18 protein-coding genes are annotated in these 22,164 nt (G+C 64.3%); 10 read left to right on the top strand and 8 right to left on the bottom strand.

Annotated elements, in window-relative coordinates:
• Nucleotides 1–266: 266 nt before the first annotated feature.
• Both NFH97_RS15450 and NFH97_RS15445 read left to right on the top strand, forming a co-directional pair.
• Complete coding sequence (locus NFH97_RS15450; protein ID WP_108133257.1) at nt 267–1,862, top strand: isocitrate lyase; 1,596 nt, start codon at nt 267–269, stop codon at nt 1,860–1,862.
• Between the two features lie 505 nt (nt 1,863–2,367).
• Nucleotides 2,368–2,838 (top strand): outer membrane lipoprotein, encoded by a 471-nt coding sequence (locus NFH97_RS15445; RefSeq protein ID WP_108449068.1) that lies wholly within the window; start codon nt 2,368–2,370, stop codon nt 2,836–2,838.
• A 169-nt stretch (nt 2,839–3,007) separates the two neighbouring features.
• Here NFH97_RS15445 and NFH97_RS15440 read toward each other — a convergent pair whose 3' ends face one another.
• Nucleotides 3,008–3,283: a hypothetical protein gene (locus tag NFH97_RS15440; protein WP_349625085.1), complete on the bottom strand. Its 276-nt coding sequence runs from the start codon at nt 3,281–3,283 to the stop codon at nt 3,008–3,010.
• Nucleotides 3,284–3,503: 220 nt separating this feature from the next.
• Here NFH97_RS15440 and NFH97_RS15435 point away from each other — a divergent pair, with 220 nt between their 5' ends.
• Entirely contained in the window at nt 3,504–3,986 is a 483-nt protein-coding gene (locus NFH97_RS15435) for an FKBP-type peptidyl-prolyl cis-trans isomerase (protein WP_045992921.1), read from the top strand.
• A gap of 195 nt (nt 3,987–4,181) precedes the next feature.
• Here the strand turns inward: NFH97_RS15435 and NFH97_RS15430 are convergent, their stop codons facing one another.
• Together NFH97_RS15430 and NFH97_RS15425 are read right to left on the bottom strand one after the other, a co-directional pair.
• Nucleotides 4,182–4,826, bottom strand: a complete 645-nt coding sequence (locus NFH97_RS15430; protein ID WP_108133256.1) for a CDP-alcohol phosphatidyltransferase family protein — start codon at nt 4,824–4,826, stop codon at nt 4,182–4,184.
• A 110-nt stretch (nt 4,827–4,936) separates the two neighbouring features.
• Complete coding sequence (locus NFH97_RS15425; protein ID WP_349625084.1) at nt 4,937–7,195, bottom strand: dihydrolipoyl dehydrogenase family protein; 2,259 nt, start codon at nt 7,193–7,195, stop codon at nt 4,937–4,939.
• Between the two features lie 330 nt (nt 7,196–7,525).
• Between NFH97_RS15425 and msrA the strand changes: the two genes are divergently transcribed.
• Nucleotides 7,526–8,167, top strand: a complete 642-nt coding sequence (gene msrA / locus NFH97_RS15420) for a peptide-methionine (S)-S-oxide reductase MsrA (RefSeq protein ID WP_108133254.1) — start codon at nt 7,526–7,528, stop codon at nt 8,165–8,167.
• A 116-nt stretch (nt 8,168–8,283) separates the two neighbouring features.
• Here the strand turns inward: msrA and NFH97_RS15415 are convergent, their stop codons facing one another.
• Nucleotides 8,284–9,504, bottom strand: a complete 1,221-nt coding sequence (locus NFH97_RS15415; protein WP_108133321.1) for an MFS transporter — start codon at nt 9,502–9,504, stop codon at nt 8,284–8,286.
• 88 nt (nt 9,505–9,592) lie between these two features.
• Here NFH97_RS15415 and NFH97_RS15410 point away from each other — a divergent pair, with 88 nt between their 5' ends.
• The gene (locus NFH97_RS15410; protein WP_108133253.1) at nt 9,593–10,480 is read left to right on the top strand and encodes a LysR family transcriptional regulator; all 888 of its coding nucleotides are present in this window, start codon (nt 9,593–9,595) and stop codon (nt 10,478–10,480) included.
• 105 nt (nt 10,481–10,585) lie between these two features.
• Here the strand turns inward: NFH97_RS15410 and NFH97_RS15405 are convergent, their stop codons facing one another.
• Complete coding sequence (locus tag NFH97_RS15405) at nt 10,586–11,212, bottom strand: C40 family peptidase (RefSeq protein ID WP_231498679.1); 627 nt, start codon at nt 11,210–11,212, stop codon at nt 10,586–10,588.
• Between the two features lie 240 nt (nt 11,213–11,452).
• Nucleotides 11,453–13,909, bottom strand: coding sequence for a DUF1266 domain-containing protein (locus NFH97_RS15400; protein ID WP_108133252.1), 2,457 nt, complete (start codon nt 13,907–13,909; stop codon nt 11,453–11,455).
• Nucleotides 13,910–14,219: 310 nt separating this feature from the next.
• Here NFH97_RS15400 and NFH97_RS15395 point away from each other — a divergent pair, with 310 nt between their 5' ends.
• The 3 genes from NFH97_RS15395 to NFH97_RS15385 all read left to right on the top strand — a co-directional run bounded on the left by NFH97_RS15395 (nt 14,220) and on the right by NFH97_RS15385 (nt 18,600).
• Entirely contained in the window at nt 14,220–15,659 is a 1,440-nt protein-coding gene (locus NFH97_RS15395; protein ID WP_045992927.1) for an NAD-dependent succinate-semialdehyde dehydrogenase, read from the top strand.
• 89 nt (nt 15,660–15,748) lie between these two features.
• Nucleotides 15,749–17,041 (top strand): 4-aminobutyrate--2-oxoglutarate transaminase, encoded by a 1,293-nt coding sequence (gene gabT, locus NFH97_RS15390; RefSeq protein ID WP_108133251.1) that lies wholly within the window; start codon nt 15,749–15,751, stop codon nt 17,039–17,041.
• Nucleotides 17,042–17,181: 140 nt separating this feature from the next.
• Complete coding sequence (locus tag NFH97_RS15385; protein ID WP_108133250.1) at nt 17,182–18,600, top strand: amidase; 1,419 nt, start codon at nt 17,182–17,184, stop codon at nt 18,598–18,600.
• Nucleotides 18,601–18,712: 112 nt separating this feature from the next.
• Here NFH97_RS15385 and NFH97_RS15380 read toward each other — a convergent pair whose 3' ends face one another.
• The gene (locus NFH97_RS15380; protein WP_045992930.1) at nt 18,713–18,952 is read right to left on the bottom strand and encodes a GlsB/YeaQ/YmgE family stress response membrane protein; all 240 of its coding nucleotides are present in this window, start codon (nt 18,950–18,952) and stop codon (nt 18,713–18,715) included.
• 244 nt (nt 18,953–19,196) lie between these two features.
• Nucleotides 19,197–19,751: a DUF924 family protein gene (locus NFH97_RS15375; RefSeq protein WP_108133249.1), complete on the bottom strand. Its 555-nt coding sequence runs from the start codon at nt 19,749–19,751 to the stop codon at nt 19,197–19,199.
• A gap of 102 nt (nt 19,752–19,853) precedes the next feature.
• On the opposite strand from NFH97_RS15375, the gene NFH97_RS15370 reads away from it, so the two are divergent.
• Both NFH97_RS15370 and NFH97_RS15365 read left to right on the top strand, forming a co-directional pair.
• A complete protein-coding gene (locus NFH97_RS15370; protein WP_045992932.1) occupies nt 19,854–20,072 on the top strand; it encodes a hypothetical protein in 219 nt (72 codons plus the stop codon).
• 379 nt (nt 20,073–20,451) lie between these two features.
• Entirely contained in the window at nt 20,452–22,047 is a 1,596-nt protein-coding gene (locus NFH97_RS15365) for a solute:sodium symporter family transporter (RefSeq protein WP_045992933.1), read from the top strand.
• Nucleotides 22,048–22,164 lie beyond the last annotated feature (117 nt).

Genomic DNA, 22,164 nt, shown 5'->3' with positions numbered 1-22,164 from the left:
CCTCTACCGTTCCGCCAAGATTCGACCAAGGCCGTAAAGACTTCTCGGCCAAGGTGCAGGAACCTGACTACACTTCGCAGGTGCAGCATGGCATGGCAAGCAGTCGATCCTCTTGCAATGACGCCAACCGCAAGAGCCTGCAAGCCACTGGAGCCAAAGGCCGGTCGAAAGCGACCGCCCCGACACCGCCCCTGACCATGGATGCCAGGCAAGTCGTATCAGAACGTCGAACCAAACAGTCGATTCAACATCAGGACGGCCCGATCATGACCTTTCGTGAAGAACTGAAGACCCTGACCCAGCTTCGTGAAGCCCAGCGCGGCAAGTGGGACAACATCGATCCGGAAAGCGCCGCCCGCATGCGCGTGCAGAACCGTTTCCGCACTGGTCTCGACATCGCTCGCTACACCGCCGCCATCATGCGCGAGGACATGGCCGCCTACGACGCCGACACCGCCAACTACACCCAGTCACTGGGCTGCTGGCACGGCTTCATCGGTCAGCAGAAGCTGATTTCCATCAAGAAGCACTTTGGCAACACCAAGCGCCGCTACCTCTACCTGTCCGGCTGGATGGTCGCCGCCCTGCGCAGCGAGTTCGGTCCGCTGCCCGACCAGTCCATGCACGAGAAGACCAGCGTGGCATCGCTGATCGAAGAGCTCTACACCTTCCTGCGCCAGGCCGATACCTGGGAGCTCAACCACCTGTTCCGTGCCCGAGAAGAAGCCAAGGAAGCCGGTGACAGCGCCAAGGTCGACGATCTGACCAACCAGATCGACAACCACGAAACGCACATCGTGCCGATCATCGCCGACATCGACGCCGGTTTCGGCAACGCCGAGGCCACCTACCTGCTGGCCAAGAAGATGATCGAGGCCGGTGCCTGCTGTATCCAGCTCGAGAACCAGGTGTCCGACGAGAAGCAGTGCGGCCACCAGGACGGCAAGGTCACCGTGCCCCACGAGGACTTCATCGCCAAGATCAACGCCGTACGTTACGCCTTCCTCGAACTGGGCGTGGATGATGGGGTGATCGTGGCCCGTACCGACTCCCTGGGTGCCGGCCTGACCCAGAAGATCGCGGTCACCAACGAGCCAGGCGACCTGGGCGATCAGTACAACAGCTTCCTCGACGGTGAAGAGATTTCCTCGGCCTCCGATATCGACAACGGCGACGTGGTGATCAAACAGAACGGCAAGCTGGTCAAGGTCAAGCGTCTCGCCTCCGGCCTCTATCAGTTCAAGCCTGGCACCGGCGAAGACCGGGTGGTGCTGGACTGCATCACCAGCCTGCAGAACGGTGCCGATCTGTTGTGGATCGAGACCGAAAAGCCCCACGTCGGCCAGATCGCCGGCATGGTCAACCGCATCCGCGAGGCGGTGCCCAGCGCCAAGCTGGTCTACAACAACTCGCCGTCGTTCAACTGGACGCTGAACTTCCGCCAGCAGGTGTTCGACGCCTGGGAAGCCGAAGGCAAGGACGTCTCCGCCTACGAGCGTGCCGACCTGATGAACGCACGCTACGACGACACTGAGCTTGGCCAACTGGCCGACGAGTGGACGCGCAATTTCCAGCGTGACGCCGCCCGCGAGGCAGGTATCTTCCACCACCTGATCACCCTGCCGACCTACCACACGGCCGCCCTGTCTACCGACAACCTGGCCAAGGGCTACTTCGGCGACGAGGGTATGCTGGCCTACGTGGCGGGTGTGCAGCGCCGCGAGATCCGCGAGGGTATTGCCACCGTTCGCCACCAGGACATGGCCGGCTCCAATATCGGTGACGACCACAAGGAGTTCTTCCACGGCGATGCGGCGCTCAAGGCCGGCGGCAAGGACAACACCATGAACCAGTTCGGCTAAGGATCGCGGGCCGGCGGCACCCAGTCACTGAGCCCAGACACTGAGCCCTGTGACTGTGAGAAAGGGAGGCCGTTGGCCTCCCTTTTTGCTGTCCGTGATCTTGCCCTGCCAAGCCAGCCTTTCCTTCTTCCCTGGCAAGGGCCTACTCTCGAACTAGCACGTCTGGCTCCAGCGAGTCCGACAACTGCAGCCATGCGACTCCCTCCGATGCCCATTGGCCTGGCAGGTCCGGTTCGGCATATGATGAATGTCAGGAAAGCGCTGTCGGCGCGACTCAGTGGCAGTCGCGGGGCGACAAGGGCGACAGGCGGACGGCCACCATGGGACGGACGAGACCCGATCATCGTTGGATCCGGGGAACCATCGCCCTGTCAAAGCCTCCAAACAGGCGTTACACTATTTTCGAACAGCGTTTGCGAACTTTGGTGCGGTACCACTACAAGCGAATGTGACCCGAACCGATGCGTTCAGAATGCGGCGCAGAAGACATTCAAGGAGAATCGCCATGAAAACTTCCATCCTTCCTGTCCTGGCGCTGAGCGTCGTGGTGCTTGCCGGCTGCACCGCCACCAATCAGTACTCGGGCAACGTCTATTCCGGCAACCAGGCACAGACCGCCCAGAACGTGCAGTTCGGCACCATCACCGCCCTGCGTCGCGTCCAGATCCAGGGTGAAAGCTCCGCCGGCGGCATCCTCGGCACCGGTGGTGGCGCGGTGATCGGTGGCCTGCTCGGCAACCAGGTCGGCGGCGGTTCCGGTCGCACCATCGCCACCGCCGCAGGTGCCATCGGTGGCGCCGTGGCCGGCAACCAGATCGAGAAAGGCGTCAACCGCACCGACGCCTGGGAGATGGAGATTCGCAAGGACAGCGGCCAGACCGTGGTCGTCGTGCAGAAGGCAGACCAGGCCTTCCAGGTGGGGCAGCGTGTTCGCCTGATCGGCAGCGGTTCACGTCAGAGTGTTGCCCCCTACTGAGGGCTTGACGAAGGCGCTCGCGAAAGGGGCTTGTCCTTGTAAGCGACAACAGCACTTCGCTCCGCCGCAAACATCTCTGCGTTACATACAAAGGGCCCTGAGGCGTATCCGCCTCAGGGCCCTTTCGGTGATCACCAGGTGAACGCCAGGTGATTCACGTCACCACCGACTAGTGGACCTTGCCCATCACCCAGCAGCCCAGCTTGCAGCCCACCAGGGCGATGATGCCGATCACCAGCAGTGTCATCAGCATATCGATGGGGAAGACGATGAAGGTGGCCCCCAGCACGGCAAGGGCGGGGCACCAGATCCACTGGTCATCGTCACTGCGCAGTACCGCCGGCAGCAGGCTGTCCAGGGCACAGCTCAGGCCCTTGTCCCAGGCCTTGATCATCACCGCCAGCAGTACCGCAAAGGCCAGCACCCAGATCACAAATAGCGTCATGTTCAGCTCCGCAAGAAAAGCGTGAAAGGCAGAATCGAAAAATCTCACAAGAGGGTATCCCCACCACCGATACTGCGCAACAACCCGAAGGTGGCAGAGGGCGCGCGTGAATACCGTTCAGGATATGACCACACAAGGTGAAAAATGTCCCACGCCCCTGACAGCCCCAGCACCCACGCGTTACCATGCGTCCTCACACGCACTCACCAAAGGTTCATCAATGCAAATTGCGCAAAATTCCGTTGTCGCGTTCCACTACACCCTGACCAATGATGCAGGTGAAGTGCTGGACAGCTCGGAAGGCCGCGAGCCGCTGACCTACCTCCACGGCGCCGGCAACATCATTCCGGGTCTGGAAAAGGAACTCGAAGGCAAGGCCGCCGGCGACAAGGTCAACGCCAAGGTTGCCCCCGCCGAAGGTTACGGCGAAGTACAGGAGCAGCTGGTCCAGGAAGTGCCGCGTGACGCCTTCCAGGGTGTCGAGAGCATCGAGCCGGGCATGCAGTTCCAGGCGCAGACCCAGGGCGGTCCGCTGATGGTCACCGTGACCCAGGTCGAAGGCGACACCGTCACCGTCGACGGCAACCACCCGCTGGCCGGCCAGAACCTGAACTTCGACGTCGAGATCGCCGAAGTCCGTGAAGCCAGCCAGGAAGAAATCGAGCACGGCCACGTGCACGGCGAAGGCGGCCACGAGCACTGATCAGCGCTACGCTCGTCGGAAGCACCACGAGCATGCATGATCAAGTGCCGGCAAGATCAGGTGCCAGCAGGATCGAGCGCCAGCAGGATCAAGAGCCGGCATGGTCAAGAGAAAGGGCAGCCCAGGCTGCCCTTTCGCGTGTCTGAGTATCACGTCTGATGAAAGGCCCCTCGCCTCGCGAGCCACGACCGGGGATCAGCTTCTGTCCTCGACGCCAGCGCCTCGCTCGATTGCCCTGAGGGTATGATAGCCGCCCCATAGCCGAGTGGCGGTGGTCAGCAGACAGGCCGCGGCGAACAGCCCTGCCAGCACAGGAAAGTGCGCCGGCCACAGACAAAAGGCCACCAGCGCCAGCACGGTCTCGGTACCCTCGGTCAGGCCGTGCAGATAGTAGAAGGCCTTGCGCTGGAAGCGTGGGCGCTCGAGATCATGGCGCGCCGCCATGATGGCGAAGGCCAGAAAGGACGTCCCGGTGCCGATAAAGGCAAACAGCAGCAGCGCTGCCGGCAAGGCGTTGCGCTCGCTGTCGGCCAGGGCAAAGCCGAGCACCACCGCGGCGTAGAAGACGAAGTCCAGCCCGATATCGAGAAATCCCCCGGCATCGCTGGGCGTACCCCGACGGCGCGCCAGCGCCCCGTCCAGGCCATCGGCGAGTCGATTGAGGAGGATCGCCGCCAGTGCCCATCCATAGGCCTGAACGGCCAGCAGCGGCAGTGCCAGCAAGCCGATAAGAAATCCCGCCAGAGTCACCTGATCAGGCGTCACCTTGCAGCGCTCCAGCATCTTGACCAGAGGCGCCAGGGGCGCCTGGGTTCTGGGCATGGTCCAGCGATCCAGCATAAAAGTCTCGTCAGCAGTAAAACGTCGGTTCGGTAGAAGGAAAGCACAAGCGGCGGGCCAGGGCCCACCGCTTGTGTCTTCAGGTCCAGGCTACTACCTGGGCGGTTCGCTCAGTCGTTGGACTGGGCAGAGGACAGCGACGATGCTTCGTGTCGCTCGGGGCTCGCACCGGCTCGGTCTCCCGTCACCGGCTGGCTTGAGGAATCGGCGTCGTCTCCCCCGCCTCGCCGCCAATTGAAGTAACGCTCCAGATACCCCAGGACCCGCTCGGGCTTGTTCGCGTTCTTCCACACCCCGGCGGCGGCCTTTACGGCTTCCGAATGGGTCGGGTACGGGTGGATGGTCCCCAACAGCTTGTTCAGTCCGATACCGCGGGTCATTGCCAGGGTGAACTCCGCCAGCATCTCGCCAGCGCCAGCACCGACAATGGTGGCACCGAGAATGCGATCCTTGCCCGGCACGGTCAGCACCTTGACGAATCCGGTGGTATCGCCCTCGGCGATGGCCCGGTCGAGCTCGGACAAGGAATAGCGGGTGACCTCGAAGGGCACCTTTTGCTCCTTGGCTTCGCGCTCGTTGAGCCCCACTCGCGCCACCTCCGGGTCACAGAAGGTGACCGCCGGCAGCGCCCGATAGCTCACATTGAAGCGCTTGAACTCGCCAAACAAGGCATTGACGGTGGCGTGCCAGGCCTGGAGGGCGCTGGCATGGGTCAGCTGGAAGGGCCCGACCACATCGCCACAGGCCCAGACATTGGGCAGCACAGACTGCAGCCCGCCATCCACGTCCAGGGTGCCGTTGTCGCGAGTGCCCACGCCCAGTTCTTCAAGCCCGAGCCCCTCGACGTTGGCCTGTCGACCCACCGCCACCAGCAACTGATCGAACTCCAGTTGCTCGATACGCGTCTCGCCTGCCTCGTTGACCTCGATCTCGAGTCGATGGAGATCGCCGTCACCGGCCACCACCTTGAGCGCCCGGGTCGACAGGCACAGCGTCACGCCGCTGGCCTCGAGCCCCTGAGCCGCCTCCCTGGCGACGTCCTCGTCTTCGCGTGGCAAGAGTTGCGGGCCCATCTCCACCAGGGTGACCTGGCTACCCAACCGGGCGAAGCTCTGGCCCAGCTCACTGCCGATCGGACCACCACCAAGCACCACCAGGCGCTTCGGCAATGCCTTTAGCTCCCACAGGTTGTCGGAGGTCAGCACCTCGATATCCTCGATCCCCGGCAACGGCGGGACTCTGGGGCGGGCACCGCTGGCGATGATCACGTGACGGGTGGTCAGCACCTGTTCGCCAACCTGCACCCGCCAGGGATCGAGCAGCCTGGCTTCTCCTTCGACCACATCGACGCCCAGGCCCCGATAACGTTCCGGACTATCATGAGGCTCGACCTCGGCGATGGCGCCGTGGACGTGGCCCATCACAGCGGCGAAGTCGACGCTTGGCTCACCGGCGCTGACACCATAGGACGGCGCCCGACGAATGTCCTCGGCGGCGCGAGCGGCGCGAATCAATGCCTTGGACGGCACACAGCCGGTATTGAGGCAGTCGCCGCCCATGCGGTGGCGCTCCACCAGGGTCACCTTGGCCTTCACCGCCGCGGCGATATAGCTTGCCACCAGGCCCGCCGAGCCTGCACCGATCACCACGATATCCCGGTCAAAACGCGACGGGCGCTGGTAATCGTCGGCGAGCCGGCGACGCTTGAGCACCGCCACCACGGCCTTGGCGATCCAGGGAAACAAGCCGATCAACACAAAGGACAGGATCAGCCCTGGCGACAGGATGCCCGCCAGCGACTCGAGTTCACCCAGTTCCCGACCAGCATTCACGAACACCATGGTACCCGGCAGCATGCCGAGCTGGCTGACCCAATAGAAGGTGGACAGACGCATGCGGGTCAGGCCGACCACCAGGTTGATCACGAAGAAGGGGAAGATCGGAATCAGCCGCAGCGTGAACAGGTAGAAGGCGCCTTCGCGCTCGATGCCGCCGTTGATTCGCGCCAGCTGGCGCGAGAAGCGCGTCTCCAGCGTCTCGCGCAGCAGGGTTCGGGCGATCACCGCGGCCAGGGTCGCGCCCAGCGAACTGGCAAAGGACACCAGCACCAGACCGATCCAGAAGCCGAACAAGGCCCCCGCCAGCAGCGTCAGCAACCCCGCCCCAGGCAGCGACAGCGCCGCCATCAGGATATAGACCGCGAAGAAGCCACCGGCCACGGTCCAGGGGTCCTCGTGGAACCATTGTTGAAATTGCGCCTGCTGGGCCTTGATCGCGTCCAGCGTAAAGGCCTCGTTGGCGCCGGTGACAAAGAACGCCACCACGGCGACGGCAATCAGTGCCAGCAAGATCCATTTGTTACGGGTCACCCGCGTCTCCTTCTAGGTCAACTGGTGTCGATGATCGGGTCGATGATCGATGGGTAGCCGTGGCCAGCAGCAGCGGCGCCCGTTGTCCTGCGCCCGTCCTGCGACGAGACGATGACCTTACCAGGAGCTGTGCGGCCGGCTATCGGGATGCAATCGAGAGTAGCAGTCTGCCTGAGTCGCGCACAGGCGACCGAGCCTTACGACCGAAAATGCAAAAAATCATCCCCTTATCGACAGCGCATGTAAGGATGCGCCTGCCACAATGACTGAACCAACCGGGAACTGCCCTACTCGAACCTTACAATGACGCCATCCTGACGGAGCCTACGAATGCGATATCCCTTCAATCAGCGTACCTTCCTGCTGGCCGGCCTGCTGACTGGTGCCGTGCTTTCCACGACCCCCGCCCTCGCCGCCGAAAAAAAGGCCATCTTCGCTGGAGGCTGCTTCTGGTGTGTCGAGGACGCCTTCGACAAGATCGATGGCGTCGAGGCTACCGTCTCTGGCTATGCGGCGGGCAACACCGACAATCCCACCTACGAAACCGTCAGCGCGGGGGGCACCGGACACGCCGAAGTGGTGGAAGTCACCTTCGACAGCGACACGGTGAGCTACCAGGATCTGCTCTACGTCTTCTGGCGCAATATCGATCCCTTCGTCGCCAACCGTCAGTTCTGCGATGAAGGCGATTCCTATCGCTCCGCCCTGCTGCCACTCAACGATGAACAGCGCGAACTGGCCGAGGCCAGCAAGGCGGACATCGCCGAGCGCTTCGACCAGCCGATCGAGACCACCATCGAAGATCCCGGCACCTTCTATCCGGCCGAAGACTATCACCAGAACTACTACCAGAAGAACAAGGTGCGCTACACCTTCTACAAGAACGCCTGCGGCCGTCCTGATCGACTCGAGGAAATCTGGGGAGACGAAGCCATGCCCCACGACGTGCCTGCCTCGTCCGCAGCATCCTGAGGGCGCGGCGCTGACAGCAACGTCATGACACACCGATCGACCCTGGTGCGAGCCAAGGTCGATCGGTCTCTGCAACGCATCTGCAACCTATCAGCAACCGCGTCGCTGTAGCGAACTCATACGTGTTCGAGTCGACGCTCGACGACGCGCTGGTGTTGTACACGCTGCAGCCGCTTTCCTAGCCGCCAGGACAGCCAGCCCGTGGTCGCCAGCACCAGCCAGCTGGCTGCCACCACCCCAGGCCAGCCCCGCCACAGCCAGAACGGCTCGAGCCACAGCGGCCCGAGACTCGCCCCCAGGTAGTAGAAGACCAGATAGAGCGCCGATGCGCCGCCTCGTCCTTCGCGGGCCTGGCGACCGACCCAGCCCGAAGCGGTGGCGTGGCACAGAAAGAAGCCGAAGGCGCTGAGGGTCAAGGCGGCAATGATGACGGCGAGCATCGGTATCAGGGACAGACCCAGCGCCAGCATCATGATGACAACGCCCAACCCCATGGTGGCGGGCGCTCCCGCTCTGGCGACGACCCTGGCAGATAACGTCGAGCCCAGAGTGCCGCCCAGGTAGGTCAGAAACAGCAGGCCCAGCCAGCGGGGTCCGAGAGCAAAGGGTGCCTCGGCCAGACGAAAGGTCATGTAGCTGTACTGGTTGATGAACACCAGGAAGTTGAGACCACCGATCAGATAGGCCGACAGCAGCCATGGGTTGGCCAGGTGGCCACGCATCTGGCGGCAGGCGTGCCCCACTCGAAAGGGTTGAGGGGCAAAGGCGCTGGCCGCCGGTAGCAGCCACCAGAACACCGCCACGCCTACCAGGGTCAAACCGCCAACCGCCACGAAGCTCGCCTGGACGCCATACCATTCACCGATGACGCCTCCCAGCACGCGACCACCGATACCGCCCAGGGTATTGGCCGCGATATAGAGCCCCACGGCTCGACTCATCGCCTCCGGCGAGAACTCGTCGCCCATCCAGGCGATCGCCACCGCCGGCAGCCCTCCCAGGGCGACCCCCTGCAGCACGCGCGCGACCAGCAGCCAGTCGAGCCCAGGCGCAAATGCCGCCAACAGTGTCGCGAGAGCTGCCACCGACAGGCTCGCACGCATGATACCGCCCCGCCCGATGGCGTCGGACAAGGGCCCGTAGACCAGCAACGAGAGCGCCAGGGTCAGGGTGGCAAGCGACATCACCAGGCCCACCTTCAGGGTTGAAGCCTCATGGATATCGCGCAGCAGCGGCAGCAATGGCTGGGGGGCGTAGAGGTTGATGAACACCAGCATCGAGCCCAGACACAGGGCGAGGGTCGCCCTGCGCCAGGCAGGGGTATTGGCGTGAATCATGGTGGTCTCCGGTTGGCCTCGCCCATCTTCCATGCTTCACTACCATCACACCAACAGAAGAAAATGATGCTATCCATCACATTCGCTTATGTCGCTACCCTTTGACCTGCGCTCGCTGTCGCTGTTTGTCGCGGTGGTGGAGCACGGCGGCTTCAGCGCCGCCGCCCGCGTCCGTCACATCGCCCAGTCCGCCGTCAGCCAGACCATCGCGGGCCTGGAGCGACGCCTCGACACTCGTCTGTTCGAACGCCACGATCGGCGTGTTCGACTGACACCAGAAGGTGAGGTGCTGCTGGAACATGCCCGACGGCTACTCGCCGACGCCAGTGCCACCGAACTGGCGCTGAAGGAACTCAACGGCCTGGTAAAGGGCGAAGTGCGCATCGGCATCCCCTCGATGCTGGGCTCCTACTATCTGCCGCCGCTGCTGATGGGCTTTGCCGCACGCCACCCTGGCATCCGCATGACGGTGATCGAGGCGGGCGCCCGCCGACTGCAGGCAATGATCAAGGCTCGCGAGCTGGACCTGGGAATCGTGGTCGAGGATGGCAGTACCTGCGAACTGGAAACCGAGGCCCTGCTGCGTGCCGAGATGGTGGTCTGCACGCCCCGGGACCATCCCTTCACGGCACGCCACAGCGTGACCCCGGAAGCCTTTCTGAGCGAGCCCCTGGTGCTGTTTCAGGACGGCTATTTTCACCGCGAGTTTGTCGACGCCATGGCCCGACGGCTGGATATCCAGCCCCGCCTGACGTTCCAGTCGAATCTGATCCCGCTGACCAAGGCCATCGTCCGCCAGGGCTTTGGCATCACCACCTTTCTGCGTCGGGTGATCGAGGAAGATGACCTGTCGGCGGTGTCCTTTGACCCCGCCGCCTGGCTGACCCTGTCGCTGGCCTGGCAGCCACAGGGCTACCTGTCACGCGCCGAGCGCGCCTTTATCGACTACGCCCTGTCGCAACGCGACTCCCTGTAACCAGGAGTCGTCGAGGGCTAGCCAGGGCCTGCGAACGCAAACGGGGCGAGCCCAGTACAAGGCTCGCCCCGTTGTGGTGGCGACGTCGATGGCGCCGAGGACGCTTCAGCCGCCCATGCCCGCCGGGCTGTAGGCGAACTGGCGCATGCTCAACCGGGTGGGTTCCAGCGGTCGACGCGCCTGCCAGTAGTAGCGGCGCCAGTAGCTGTTATCCAGCTTGGAGATCATCACACCGCGCGACGATGAGGCGTGCAGAAAGCGCCCCTGGCCGACGTAGATGCCGACGTGGCGGTTGCCCGGAGGACGAAAGAACACCAGATCGCCGGGAGACAGCTGATCACGCGTGATCGGTTCGCCGGTATGCACCTGGCTGCCGGTGGTGCGCGGCAGTTGCACCTGGAAGGCGTCGCTGAAGATGTTCTGCACCAGCGCCGAGCAGTCGATGCCGCTCATGCCGGTGCCGCCGAAACGATAGGGCGTACCCGCCCAGCGATCGTGCTCCGCCATCAGCGCCTCGCGGATGGCAGCGGCGGGATCTTCAAGGAAGCTTCCCCCTGCCGCTGGGTCCTCCAGCGGGGACATGCGCGAGGCGGCGCGTTCGGCCAGGCTCGGCATATCACGGGAAAAGTAGTCGTTATCGGCGGTATTCTGGTAGTTCGATGCCGCACAGCCTGACAGCAGGCCAAGCAACACCATCGCCGCTGTCACGCGGCTTGTCTGGGCGACGCTCATGCGACACACACCTCATTCCCTGAACCGGCCTGGCTGACGGCCTGCCGGCGCCCAAGAGCCGCTGTGGAAGTGACGCACTCGTGTCACTACCATAACGCCCCTCAGCTGCAAGTTTGACAATTCGGCCTCCTTCTTGATGGGAGGCCTGACGAAAGATCAATACGATACTAGCCAAAATTATCCGATCTGACGATAGATCAGGACAATTTTTTGGCGTTTTTTTCTGCTGTTTCGCGACGATCAGTGCAGGGTTCGTCCATCTCCCGGCAAGGTATCGATGTGAAGCGGTGCCCAATGGCGGGGACGCGCACCCGGGAAATCCAGGCTGGCCCAGGTGCCGGCGAGGGGCGGAGCGCCCGACAGCCAGGCCACCAGCGCCTGGCGGAAGCTGGCCAGAAACGCTTCGCGCTCAGGGGTTTCCCCCATGAAGAACGAAAATCCTGCATAGAGACCCCGGGCATACTCCTGCCAACCGGCGTAGTGCTCCGACGCCAACTGGTGCGCACGCTCCAGCAGTGCCAGGAAGTCCTGCTGAGCCAGCCAGCCCAGCTGGCGACCGGCGATCGCCAGGTCGACCGCCTGGGCCAGGTCCCAGGCACACATGTCGACGTCATTGCACTGGTCGGCGTTGTCACGTACCCGCAGCAGGCGCTCCAGGTGGTTGCGCTCTTCCTCGTTGCACTCACCGGACTCCAGGGTCGCAATCTCGGAATTCAGGCGCGCGCTGTTGAGGGTGTAGGGCGCGTAGTTGATCTGATATTCCTGGCGATCACCGGCGTCCAACAGAAAGCGCACGAAATCGATCAGCTCGGTGGCGGAGTGCAGGCCGTAGTGTCCATCGATCCACTCCAGGATCGAAGCCCCTTCCCGGTCGCTTTCCGGCTGCGGCAGGCTCCAGGCGGCGGTGTTCAAGGGTCCCACCAGCGACAGCGCGGTAAAGTGCATCAGGCTCGGACGCTCGCCAGGCTCGCGCCAATCGCCGCTGCGCCACTCGAGCCAGTGAAACAGGCTACCCGGATCGTCCAGGTGCCAGCGAATCTCGTAGGTCAAGGAAGGCTGATCCGGTTCCGGCAACAGCGCATCCCAGGTCGCCCAGGCCTCGAGCAGGCGCTTGGGGGTGCTGTAGAACCGACACAGCACATCGCGCAGGGACGCCGCCATATCGGTCAGGCTGTCCTCGTCGAACTGCTCACTGTCCATGCTCATCAGCAAGTAGAAGGCGTACTTCTCGGCCATATGGATGGTCGCCGAATGGCGGGTCGCCCTGGCCAGGCCATCACGACCTGCCAGATCCGCCTGGGGCGCATCACCAAAGGGGGTTCTGGCCGATGGCAGCGCTCGATGCGCCGCGTCAGCCGCCAGCTGATTGAGATGATGGGCCTGGGCCGGCAGCCAGTAGCGCACCAGTGAGCGGGCGCCCTCGTCGGGGTGCAGATCGAGGGTCTCCGCCAGGTACTTGCGCGCCTCGTCACGACGTGCCTGGGGCAGCGGCGGAATCGGCCCCTGACGTGCCGCCAGCTCGGGTTCACGCACCGAGGCCAGCGCCAGCACCCAGTGGCGAGGTGAGGCGCGCCACTGCCTGGCCGCCTGGCGTGATGCCTCGACCTGCTCCTGGTCGAGCAACTCCTGCAACGAGCCATGCCAAGGGCTCACCGGCGAGCCCATCAGCAACTGCCAGTCGGCTGCCAGGGTCGGCAGCCGGTCCTGACCTTCGAACAGACCACGGCCGCGCTGATAGGAGCGCGCCAGGGCGCTCCAGTCACTGTAGCGACGCTGGACCAGATCGCCTGCGTGATGCGCCAGCAGCGACGCTTCCTGGGGTGTCAGCCAGCCGATGCAGCTGCCGGCCCAGGCCAGATCCACCGCCCTCAGCCAGTCCCAGGCGGCCCACTCCAGCGGCTCCCCCTGATCCACGTAGCGGCACAGAAGGCGGCCGTATGGGCGCTCCTGAGGCGCCAGCCCCTCACACCAGGCCTGGCGTTCGCCGGCACTGACCGCCATCAACCGCGCGGCGTCGATATCCCAGCCCTGGCGATCCCCCTGACTGGTCAGCCACAGCAAGGCGCGCTTGAGATCCTCGGCGCCGTGAATCTGCCAGACTTCCCCCAGCCAGGCCTCGACCCCGTCCCAGTCATCGATGCTGGCCGGCGTCATCAGTACCGGCGAGAAGGCCGCCCGCAATCGCCAGACACGATCTTCCGGGCTGTCGGGCCAGAGGGCGGCGGCAGGCTCGCGACTCAGCGCAGTGCCGAGCAACGGCCAGGTGATGCCGGCGCCCTCGCCTTCCAGCTTCGACAGCGCCCGGCAGGTATCGAGCAAGCCCTCATCGCCGCGAAGCCAGCCTTCGCCGCTGCGGGAGGCGCAGAGTGCCTCCAGCCATTCATCCAGGCTTGCGTGACGATGGTGGATGTCGCTGCACAGGCGTGCTGCCCAGCCACGACTTACCTCGGCCGACATCCATCCCGACGCCCCTGCCAGGGCCACCAGCTCAAGCGCTCCCAGCAGGTGGGAGGCAGGCACCGTGTTCGCAGCATTGAGCTCGAGCAGGCGCCACCCCAGTTCGCCCCGGTCGGGGATCTCGAGGGCGGCCAATCGCTCACGTGCCGCCTCTTCAGGCAGCATCAAGGGGTCAGGCATAAAGGCCCAGTCGCACAGCACCAGTTGCTGAGCCCACCAGGCATTGAGCGGATCAACCAAGTCTCACCTCGCAGAAACACGGAGTCAGGCCAGCCCGGTCCGGCCTGACACAAGGCGCCAAGGACCATCGCTTCGGGCAGCTAGAAGTCGGCGACACAGTGTACCGGAAACTGTTCGCCACGCCGATGGCGATTGTTGCCGATAGATCTTCCAGACCTGGGCCTCGAGGGCCCGGCAAGCCTCATCGATGCATTCTTCGAACGGGCGTAAAAAATTCCGATCACAGCCCTTGGCGAGATGTTTCAAATAATGCACACTCGTCAATCATGACATAACACCCCTCTTCTCTGACCCTTTCCGGAGCTCCCGCATGTCCCACGTTCAGGACCTGATCATCGACAAGGCGTACATCGGCGGCCAGTGGCGTGACGCCGATCGCCACTTCAGCGTCACCAATCCCGCCACCGGCGAGACCCTGGCCGAGGTGCCGGACTTGAACGCCGAGGAAGTCCGCGAAGCCATCGGTGCCGCCGATGCGGCCTGGGCCGGCTGGAAGCGCAAGACCGCCAAGGAGCGCTCGGCCCTGCTGCGCGCCTGGTTCAACAGCATCATGGACCACCAGGAAGCCCTGGCCGAACTGATGACCCGTGAACAGGGCAAGCCGCTGGCCGAGTCCCGTGGCGAGGTCGCCTACGGCGCTGCCTTCGTCGAGTTCTACGCCGAGGAAGCCAAGCGTGTGGCTGGCGAGACCCTGCCGGGCCACGGACCCGACAAGCGTATCCTGGTGTTCCGCGAGCCGGTCGGTGTGGTCGCCGCCATCACCCCCTGGAACTTCCCGCTGGCGATGATCACCCGCAAGTGCGCCCCGGCCATGGCCGCCGGCTGCACCGTGGTGGTCAAGCCGGCCGAGGCCACCCCGCTGACCGCCCTGGCGCTGGCCAAGCTCGCTGAAGACGTGGGCATCCCCGCCGGCGTGCTCAACGTGGTGACCTCGAGCTCCCCGCGCGAAGTCGGCCCGGTACTGACCGGCGATGCCCGAGTACGCAAGGTGTCCTTCACCGGCTCCACCCCGGTGGGCAAGATCCTGCTGGCCCAGTGCGCCGACACCGTGAAGAAGGCCTCCATGGAGCTTGGCGGCAACGCGCCCTTTATCGTCTTCGATGACGCCGACCTGGACGCCGCCGTCGAGGGTGCCATCGCCTCCAAGTACCGCAACTCCGGCCAGACCTGCGTATGCACCAACCGCTTCCTGGTTCAGGACGGCGTCTACGATGCCTTTGTCGAGAAGCTGGCCAAGCGCGTGGGCGAGCTGAAGGTCGGCAACGGCCTCGAGGACGGTGTGGTTCAGGGTCCCCTGATCAACTCGGCAGCGGTGGACAAGGTGCAGTCGCACATCGCTGACGCCCTCGACAACGGTGCCCGCCTGGTCGCCGGCGGTGAGGCCCTGGAGGGCACCTTCTTCCAGCCCACGGTACTGGCCGACGTGACCACCGACATGCGTGTCGCCCGGGAAGAGACCTTCGGGCCGCTGGCCCCGGTGTTCCGCTTCTCCAGCGACGACGAAGCCATCGCCATGGCCAACGACACCGAATTCGGTCTGGCCGCCTACTTCTATGCCACCGACTATCGCCGTATCTGGCGCACCATGGAACAACTCGAGTACGGCATGGTCGCCATCAATGAGGGCATCCTCTCTACCGAGCTCGCCCCCTTCGGCGGCGTCAAGGAATCGGGTCTCGGTCGCGAAGGTTCACGCCATGGCCTCGATGAGTACACAGAGCTGAAGTACGCCTGTGTCGGCGGCCTCTAAGGGCCAGCCCCGTCTCCCCGGGGCACGCCCTGCGTGTCCCGGACCTAGCGTCTACCCTATACATTCAGTGCCCTCAAAGGAGTCACGACATGAATAACGCTCAGCTGAACGAACTCAAAGACAAGTACGTCGCCAAGGGCGCGGCCAGCCCCGCCACCGCCTTCGCCGATCGCGCCAAGAACGCTGAACTGTGGGATGCCGATGGCAACCGCTTCATCGACTTCGCCGGCGGTATCGGCGTGCTCAACATCGGTCACTGCCACCCCAAGGTGGTGCAGGCGGTCAAGGACCAGCTCGACAAGGTGATGCACACCTGCCAGACCGTGATGCCCTACGAGGGCTACGTGAAGGTCGCCGAAAAGCTTGCTGCGATCACCCCGGTGCGCGGTGAGGCCAAGGTGATGCTGGCCAACTCCGGCGCCGAGGCGCTGGAAAACGCGGTCAAGATCGCCCGCGCCGCCACCGGTCGCAACAACGTCATCTGCTTCGACGGCGGCTACCACGGCCGTACCTTCATGACCATGGCGATGAACGGCAAGGTTGCCCCCTACGCCAGCGACTTCGGCACCATGCCGGGTTGTGTGTTCCGCGCCGGCTACCCGGTGGCCGAGCACGGCATCAGCGAGGAAGAGGCGGTGCGTCGCCTCAAGATGGTGCTGAAGACCGACGCCAACCCCAAGGATACCGCCGCCATCGTGCTCGAGCCGGTACTGGGTGAAGGCGGCTTCTACCCCGCGCCGCAGAGCTTCCTCGAGAAGATCCGCGAGATCTGTGACGAACACGGCATCCTGATGATCGTCGACGAGGTCCAGAGCGGCTTCGGTCGTACCGGCAAGATGTTCGCCATCGAACACAGCGGCGTGAAGCCGGACCTGATGACCATGGCCAAGAGCATGGCCGCAGGCATGCCGATCTCCGCCGTGGTCGGCACCGCCGAGCACATGGACGCCTCCGGCGGCAACTCGCTGGGCGGCACCTACTCCGGCAGCCCGGTGTCCTGCGCCGCGACCCTGGCGGTGATGGAGGTGTTCGAGGAAGAGGACATCCTGGCCAAGAGCCAGGCGCTGGGCGACAAGCTGGCCAAGCGTTTTGCCCAGTGGGCGAGCGACTTCGACGCCGTGGTCCACCCGCGCAACCTGGGTTCCATGGCCGCCTTCGAACTCAACGGCAAGGACGGTCAGCCGGCTCCGGATCTCGCCGCCGCCCTGTGCAAGCGTGCCCGGGAGCAGGGCCTGATCCTGCTGTCCTGCGGCATGTTCGGCAACACCATCCGCTTCTTGATGCCGGTCACCATCGAGGACAAGGTACTCGAGGAAGGCCTGGACATCGTCGAGCAGAACCTCAAGGCCCTGGTCGGCAGCGAAGCCGCCGCCACCGCCTGATCGTGAAGCCTTGACGGCCTGAGCCGTCAGCCGATGACGCCACCGGTCCCGCCGGTGGCGTCATCGTTTGTGGGGGTTGGCAACACTATGCCGAATCAAGCTAGGGTAAGGGTCCATCCATGGACGCGAGGGACCCGACCATGCAAGAGGACGAACTGGGCATTCTGGGCGTTGCCGCGCTGACGGAGCACTATCGCAGCGGCGACGCCTCCCCCCTGGAAGCTACACGGGCGGCGCTTGCGCGCATCGAGCGCTTCAACGACGCCGTCAATGCCTACACCTACGTCGACGCCGAGGGTGCCGAAAAGGCGGCCAAGGCGTCGGCACGTCGCTGGGGCCGGGGCAAGCCGCTGAGTCCGATCGACGGTGTTCCGGTCTCGCTCAAGGATCTGACCAACGTGGCCGGCATGCCGACGTCCAACGGCTCGCTGCTGGGTTCAAGCGAGCCCTGCGATGCCGACGCGCCACCGGCGAAACGCCTGAGAGAGGCCGGCGCCATCCTGCTGGGCAAGACCAACACCCCGGAAGACGGCTGGAAGGCGGTCACCGACAATCGGGTGTTCGGCGCCACCTGCAACCCCTGGGATACCCGCCTGACAGCAGGAGGTTCGTCCGGCGGTGCTGCCGCCGCAGCGGCCCTCAACATGGGGGTGTTGCACCAGGGCGGCGACTCCGGCGGCTCGATCCGCATTCCCGCCGCCTTCTGCGGGGTGTTCGGCTTCAAGCCGACCTTCGGCTGGACGCCCCAGTGGCCGCCGGCGGAAGAACCGACGCTGTCCCATATCGGACCCATCGCCCGCAGCGTCGACGACGCCGTGGCGATGCTCAATGTCATTGGCCGCTACGACTATGTCGATCCCTACGCCACCCGGGGCCAGCCGGAGGACTGGGGCCAGGATATCGGCAAGGGGCTCGAGGGACTGCGCATCGCCTTTTCCACCGATCTGGGCTTCGCCGAGGTGGACCCTCAGGTCGCCACACGGGTCAGAGAAGCGGCGGATCGCATGCGCGATCTGGGCGCGGAGATCTGCGAGGTGGATCCAGAGCTGCCCTCGCCGCTATGGATCTTTCAGCGGCTGTGGTTCACCGCCTCGCTGGAGATGGTCTCGCAGCTCAGCGACAGCGAACGCGCCAAGCTGGACCCCGGCCTCTACGAGAACGCCCTGCGTGCAGAAGAGTGGAAGGCCGTGGAGCTGTTTCGCGCCCAGGCGGCCCGAGCCGAGCTGACCATGCGTCTTGAGCAGTTCAACCAGGACTACCACCTGCTGATGACGCCCTCGGTGCCGATCAGCCCCTTCGAGATCAACCACCAGGTGCCGCCGGGTAGCCAGATGCGCGACTGGGAGGAGTGGGCGCCATTCTCCTACCCCTTCAACCTGAGCCAGCAGCCGGCCGCCTCGGTACCCTGCGGTTTCACCGACCGTGGCCTGCCGGTGGGTTTCCAGCTGGCCGGCGGCAAGTTCGACGACGCCCGGGTACTGCGCGCCTGCCACGCCTTTCTCGAGGCACATCCGCCGCGCTTCCCGACCCTGCCGGACCCGGCCCAGCGCGCCGGCTGAGCGGTGCATCAGGCCCCTGGCAGGGGCCACCTACGACAAGGGCCCGGTGCAGTGCACCGGGCCCCTTGCGATGACGGCGAGTCGCCGCCATTCGGTCGCTGATCAGAGCGCGCTAACCGCGTAGCTTGCCCACACCCCACAGCAGCACCACGGCACCCACCACCGCTGTGACCAGTGAACCGATAAAGCCGCCGCTGGACAGCCCCACCAGGCTGAACAGCAGGCCGCCAATCAGGGCACCTACCACGCCGACGCCGATGTTGCCGAGCAGGCCGAAGCCGCCGCCACGCATGATGTTGCCCGCGATCCAGCCCGCCAGACCACCGATGATCAACCACGCGATAAAGCTCATTGCGTTCTCCTTTCGTCACTGAATGGAAACTTGCGAATCATTCACCCTCGCTCCTTCGACCAAATCCCTTGACCAGGGCGCGAGGTGCCGCGTCGATCGCCCGCGGACGATCTTCACCGCTCACAGCTATACCATTACATCAATGCATACGAAAGTAGGGATATGTCACGTAATGTGAGACGCGACAGCACGAATGCCGTCCGGTGACGCTGGGTCAGCGCCGATGACAGCCCCTTCGTCGCGACTAGAATCGGTTGCCGGGCTGGGCAAGAAAGGCCAGCTCCTCGGCGGTGGACGCTCGTCCCAGCGCCTCATTGCGCTGAGGATAACGACCAAAACGCACCAGTACCTCGCGGTGGCGATGTTCGTGGTGCAGGTTGTGCTCGAGTCCCGGTTGGTCGAACAGGCGCAGCGCCTCGTCGTGCACACGCAACGACTCGCTGTGCATATAGGGCATGTACAGGAAGGCTCGCCAGGGAGGATCGAGCACCCGATCTGCGCGCTGGGACACCGCCTCCTGGGCCAGTACCAGGGCCTGACCGTCACAGGCGAAGGCTCGCGGCTCGCCGCGGTAGATGTTGCGAGAGAACTGATCGAGCACCAGGATTTCCGCCAGCCGCCCGCGGGCCGAGGTACGCCACTGCCAGGTCTCGCCGGCGGCCGCCGCCGCCAGGGTCGCACCGAAGTCATGGCGGATACGGCCATCCAGCGCATCATCCTTGGCAAACCACTGTTTTGGTGTCAGCGTCTGAAACCAGAACTCGATCACTTCGTCGGCTCGCACCACCCTGTCGGTCATGGCAGACTCCCCTTCGCTCGCTTGTGACCCAGGCGGCCGCGCCCTTTCGCTCGCGGATTCCGCCACGTCGCCCCTCTGCCACAGGATGCCCAGGGACAGCCCATGACCTCGTTTGAACTGCTTCGATCGCTCGCCGTGGTGTTTCATCTCACGGGCTTGCTGGTCTGCCTGCTCGGCCTTCACCTGGCACGCCACCCGCAGCGCCGATGGCCCGGTCGTGCACTGGCCCTGTGCGGCTTTATCATCGCGGCAACGCCGACACTGCTGCAACTGTTCGGCATCATCGAGCCTGTGCCGATTTCAGCAGCTCCGCCAAACTGACCCGCTGCGACAAAAGACGTATGGCTCGCCACGGCGAGCCGATTAGACTTGCGATCACGTAGTTGGAATACGCAACCGTCGGTTAACTTAATCCTTTAAGTTCGACGTCTTTCTGGAAAAAGACGAAGACTTTCGGAATTTCCACCGACTTGACGTCAATGCGACACTGCGCGAACCCGCGCTGCTTCAGCGCCAAAAGATGCACTGCAGCAGGCAGGATGACGCAAGCGCTGCAAAGATACTTCCTGGGTGTCGGCGCCACTGGTCTGCCAGCTGGCGCTCGGCACGGACATCGACCCAAGTGCGGTAATCGCCATGCCCCCTGTGGGAGGTGGCTCACGACCACGCCGCACCGGACAACGACCGCAAGGATGACACCATGCCCCTACTCACCTTCGCGTCCTTCCTGTTCTTTACAGGACTGGTCGCCTTCATCACCTGGCGCATCACCCGCCGTGACGACCATTCAAGCACCAGCGGCTTCTTCCTGGCGGGCCGCAGCCTGACCTTCCCGCTGATCGCCGGCTCGCTGTTGATGACCAACCTGTCCACCGAGCAGATGGTCGGCCTCAACGGCTCCGCCTTCACCGATGGCCTCAGCGTGATGGCCTGGGAGGTGGTGGCGGTCATGGCGCTGGTGGCGCTGGCGCTGTTCTTCCTGCCGCGCTTTCTGAAAAGCGGCATCGCCACCCTGCCCCAGTTGCTGGAGATTCGCTTCGACAAGGGCACCCAGCTGATCACCAACGTGATCTTTCTGATCGCCTACGCGGTGGTACTGCTGCCGATCATCCTCTACTCCGGCGCCATCGGCCTGCAGGGCATGCTCGACCTGTCCGGGCTCACCGGCATCGAATCCAGCACCACCCTGCTGTGGCTGACGGTGTGGATCGTCGGCATCATCGGCTCCATCTATGCCCTGTTCGGGGGCCTGCGCACCGTTGCCGTGTCGGATACCCTCAATGGCGTCGGCCTGTTGATCGGTGGCTTCGTGATCGTCTACTTCGGCCTTCAGGCGGTCAGCGACAGCGGCGGTGTGCTCGCCGGCTGGGAGATCCTCAAGGAATCCAACCCCGACAAGATGAACTCCATCGGTGGCAGCGAGCAGAGCGTCCCCTTCTTCACCCTGTTCACCGGCGTCTTCCTGATCAACGTCTTCTACTGGACCACCAACCAGCAGATCATCCAGCGGACCTTCGCCGCCAAGAACCTGGCCGAGGGCCAGAAGGGCGTGCTGCTGACCGGCTTCTTCAAGCTGCTGGGGCCCCTGTACCTGGTCCTGCCGGGCATCATCGCCTACCACCTGTACGCCGATCAGGGCGTCAAGGCTGACGCGGCCTACGGCCACCTGGTGTTCAACGTGCTGCCGGCGCCGCTCACCGGCTTCTTCGCCGCGGTGATGGTCGGCGCCATCCTGTCTTCCTTCAACTCGGCGCTGAACTCCACCACCACCCTGTTCAGTCTGGGCCTCTACAAGGCGGTCCTGAAGAAGGACGCCACCGAGGCTCAGGTGGTCAAGTCGAGCCAGGTGTTCGGCTGGATCATGGCCATCTCCGCGATGATCATCGCGCCACTGCTGGCCGGTCAGGAAAGCCTGTTCGGTTACCTGCAGAAGATGAACGCCATCTACTTCATCCCCATCCTGGCGGTGGTGGTGGTCGGCCTGCTGACCCGTCGTGTGCCCCCCATGGCGGCCAAGATCGCCCTGGTGGGTGGCTGTCTGGCCATCTTCTGTGGCTACTTCATCCCGCCCTTCAACAAGCTGCCGGTGATCATGCACGAGTTCCACTTCGTCGCCCTGGTGTTCGTGCTGCTGGTGGCATTGATGCTGGTGATCGGCAAGCTGCGCCCGCGCGCCGAGGCCTGGAAGCAGGAAGACGTGGGCGCCGTCGACCTGACCCCCTGGAAGGGCGCCGTGCCGGCGGGCATCGTGCTGGTCATCCTGGTCATCGCCATCTACCTGGCCTTTGCCGGCTGATGCTCCCGATCTCCGACGGACCAGAACCTGACGGTCACCACGGTCTGCTCTGACCACGACGCCCCGCCCTGTCAAGGCGGGGCGTCGTTGTTGTGGACACCGTATGTCCATATCGGT

This window comes from Halomonas sp. SCS19, assembly GCF_040147015.1.
GTDB lineage: Bacteria > Pseudomonadota > Gammaproteobacteria > Pseudomonadales > Halomonadaceae > Halomonas > Halomonas litopenaei.
This window is presented reverse-complemented; position numbering and strand designations above follow the sequence as displayed.

Excerpts from the sequence above, each read along its gene's own strand:
- NFH97_RS15450 (WP_108133257.1), top strand. The coding sequence starts at position 267 with ATGACCTTTCGTGAAGAACTGAAGACCCTGACCCAGCTTCGTGAAGCC.
- NFH97_RS15445 (WP_108449068.1), top strand. The coding sequence starts at position 2,368 with ATGAAAACTTCCATCCTTCCTGTCCTGGCGCTGAGCGTCGTGGTGCTT.
- NFH97_RS15440 (WP_349625085.1), bottom strand. The coding sequence starts at position 3,283 with ATGACGCTATTTGTGATCTGGGTGCTGGCCTTTGCGGTACTGCTGGCG.
- NFH97_RS15435 (WP_045992921.1), top strand. The coding sequence starts at position 3,504 with ATGCAAATTGCGCAAAATTCCGTTGTCGCGTTCCACTACACCCTGACC.
- NFH97_RS15430 (WP_108133256.1), bottom strand. The coding sequence starts at position 4,826 with ATGCTGGATCGCTGGACCATGCCCAGAACCCAGGCGCCCCTGGCGCCT.
- msrA (WP_108133254.1), top strand. The coding sequence starts at position 7,526 with ATGCGATATCCCTTCAATCAGCGTACCTTCCTGCTGGCCGGCCTGCTG.
- NFH97_RS15415 (WP_108133321.1), bottom strand. The coding sequence starts at position 9,504 with ATGATTCACGCCAATACCCCTGCCTGGCGCAGGGCGACCCTCGCCCTG.
- NFH97_RS15410 (WP_108133253.1), top strand. The coding sequence starts at position 9,593 with ATGTCGCTACCCTTTGACCTGCGCTCGCTGTCGCTGTTTGTCGCGGTG.
- NFH97_RS15405 (WP_231498679.1), bottom strand. The coding sequence starts at position 11,212 with ATGAGCGTCGCCCAGACAAGCCGCGTGACAGCGGCGATGGTGTTGCTT.
- NFH97_RS15395 (WP_045992927.1), top strand. The coding sequence starts at position 14,220 with ATGTCCCACGTTCAGGACCTGATCATCGACAAGGCGTACATCGGCGGC.
- gabT (WP_108133251.1), top strand. The coding sequence starts at position 15,749 with ATGAATAACGCTCAGCTGAACGAACTCAAAGACAAGTACGTCGCCAAG.
- NFH97_RS15385 (WP_108133250.1), top strand. The coding sequence starts at position 17,182 with ATGCAAGAGGACGAACTGGGCATTCTGGGCGTTGCCGCGCTGACGGAG.
- NFH97_RS15380 (WP_045992930.1), bottom strand. The coding sequence starts at position 18,952 with ATGAGCTTTATCGCGTGGTTGATCATCGGTGGTCTGGCGGGCTGGATC.
- NFH97_RS15375 (WP_108133249.1), bottom strand. The coding sequence starts at position 19,751 with ATGACCGACAGGGTGGTGCGAGCCGACGAAGTGATCGAGTTCTGGTTT.
- NFH97_RS15370 (WP_045992932.1), top strand. The coding sequence starts at position 19,854 with ATGACCTCGTTTGAACTGCTTCGATCGCTCGCCGTGGTGTTTCATCTC.
- NFH97_RS15365 (WP_045992933.1), top strand. The coding sequence starts at position 20,452 with ATGCCCCTACTCACCTTCGCGTCCTTCCTGTTCTTTACAGGACTGGTC.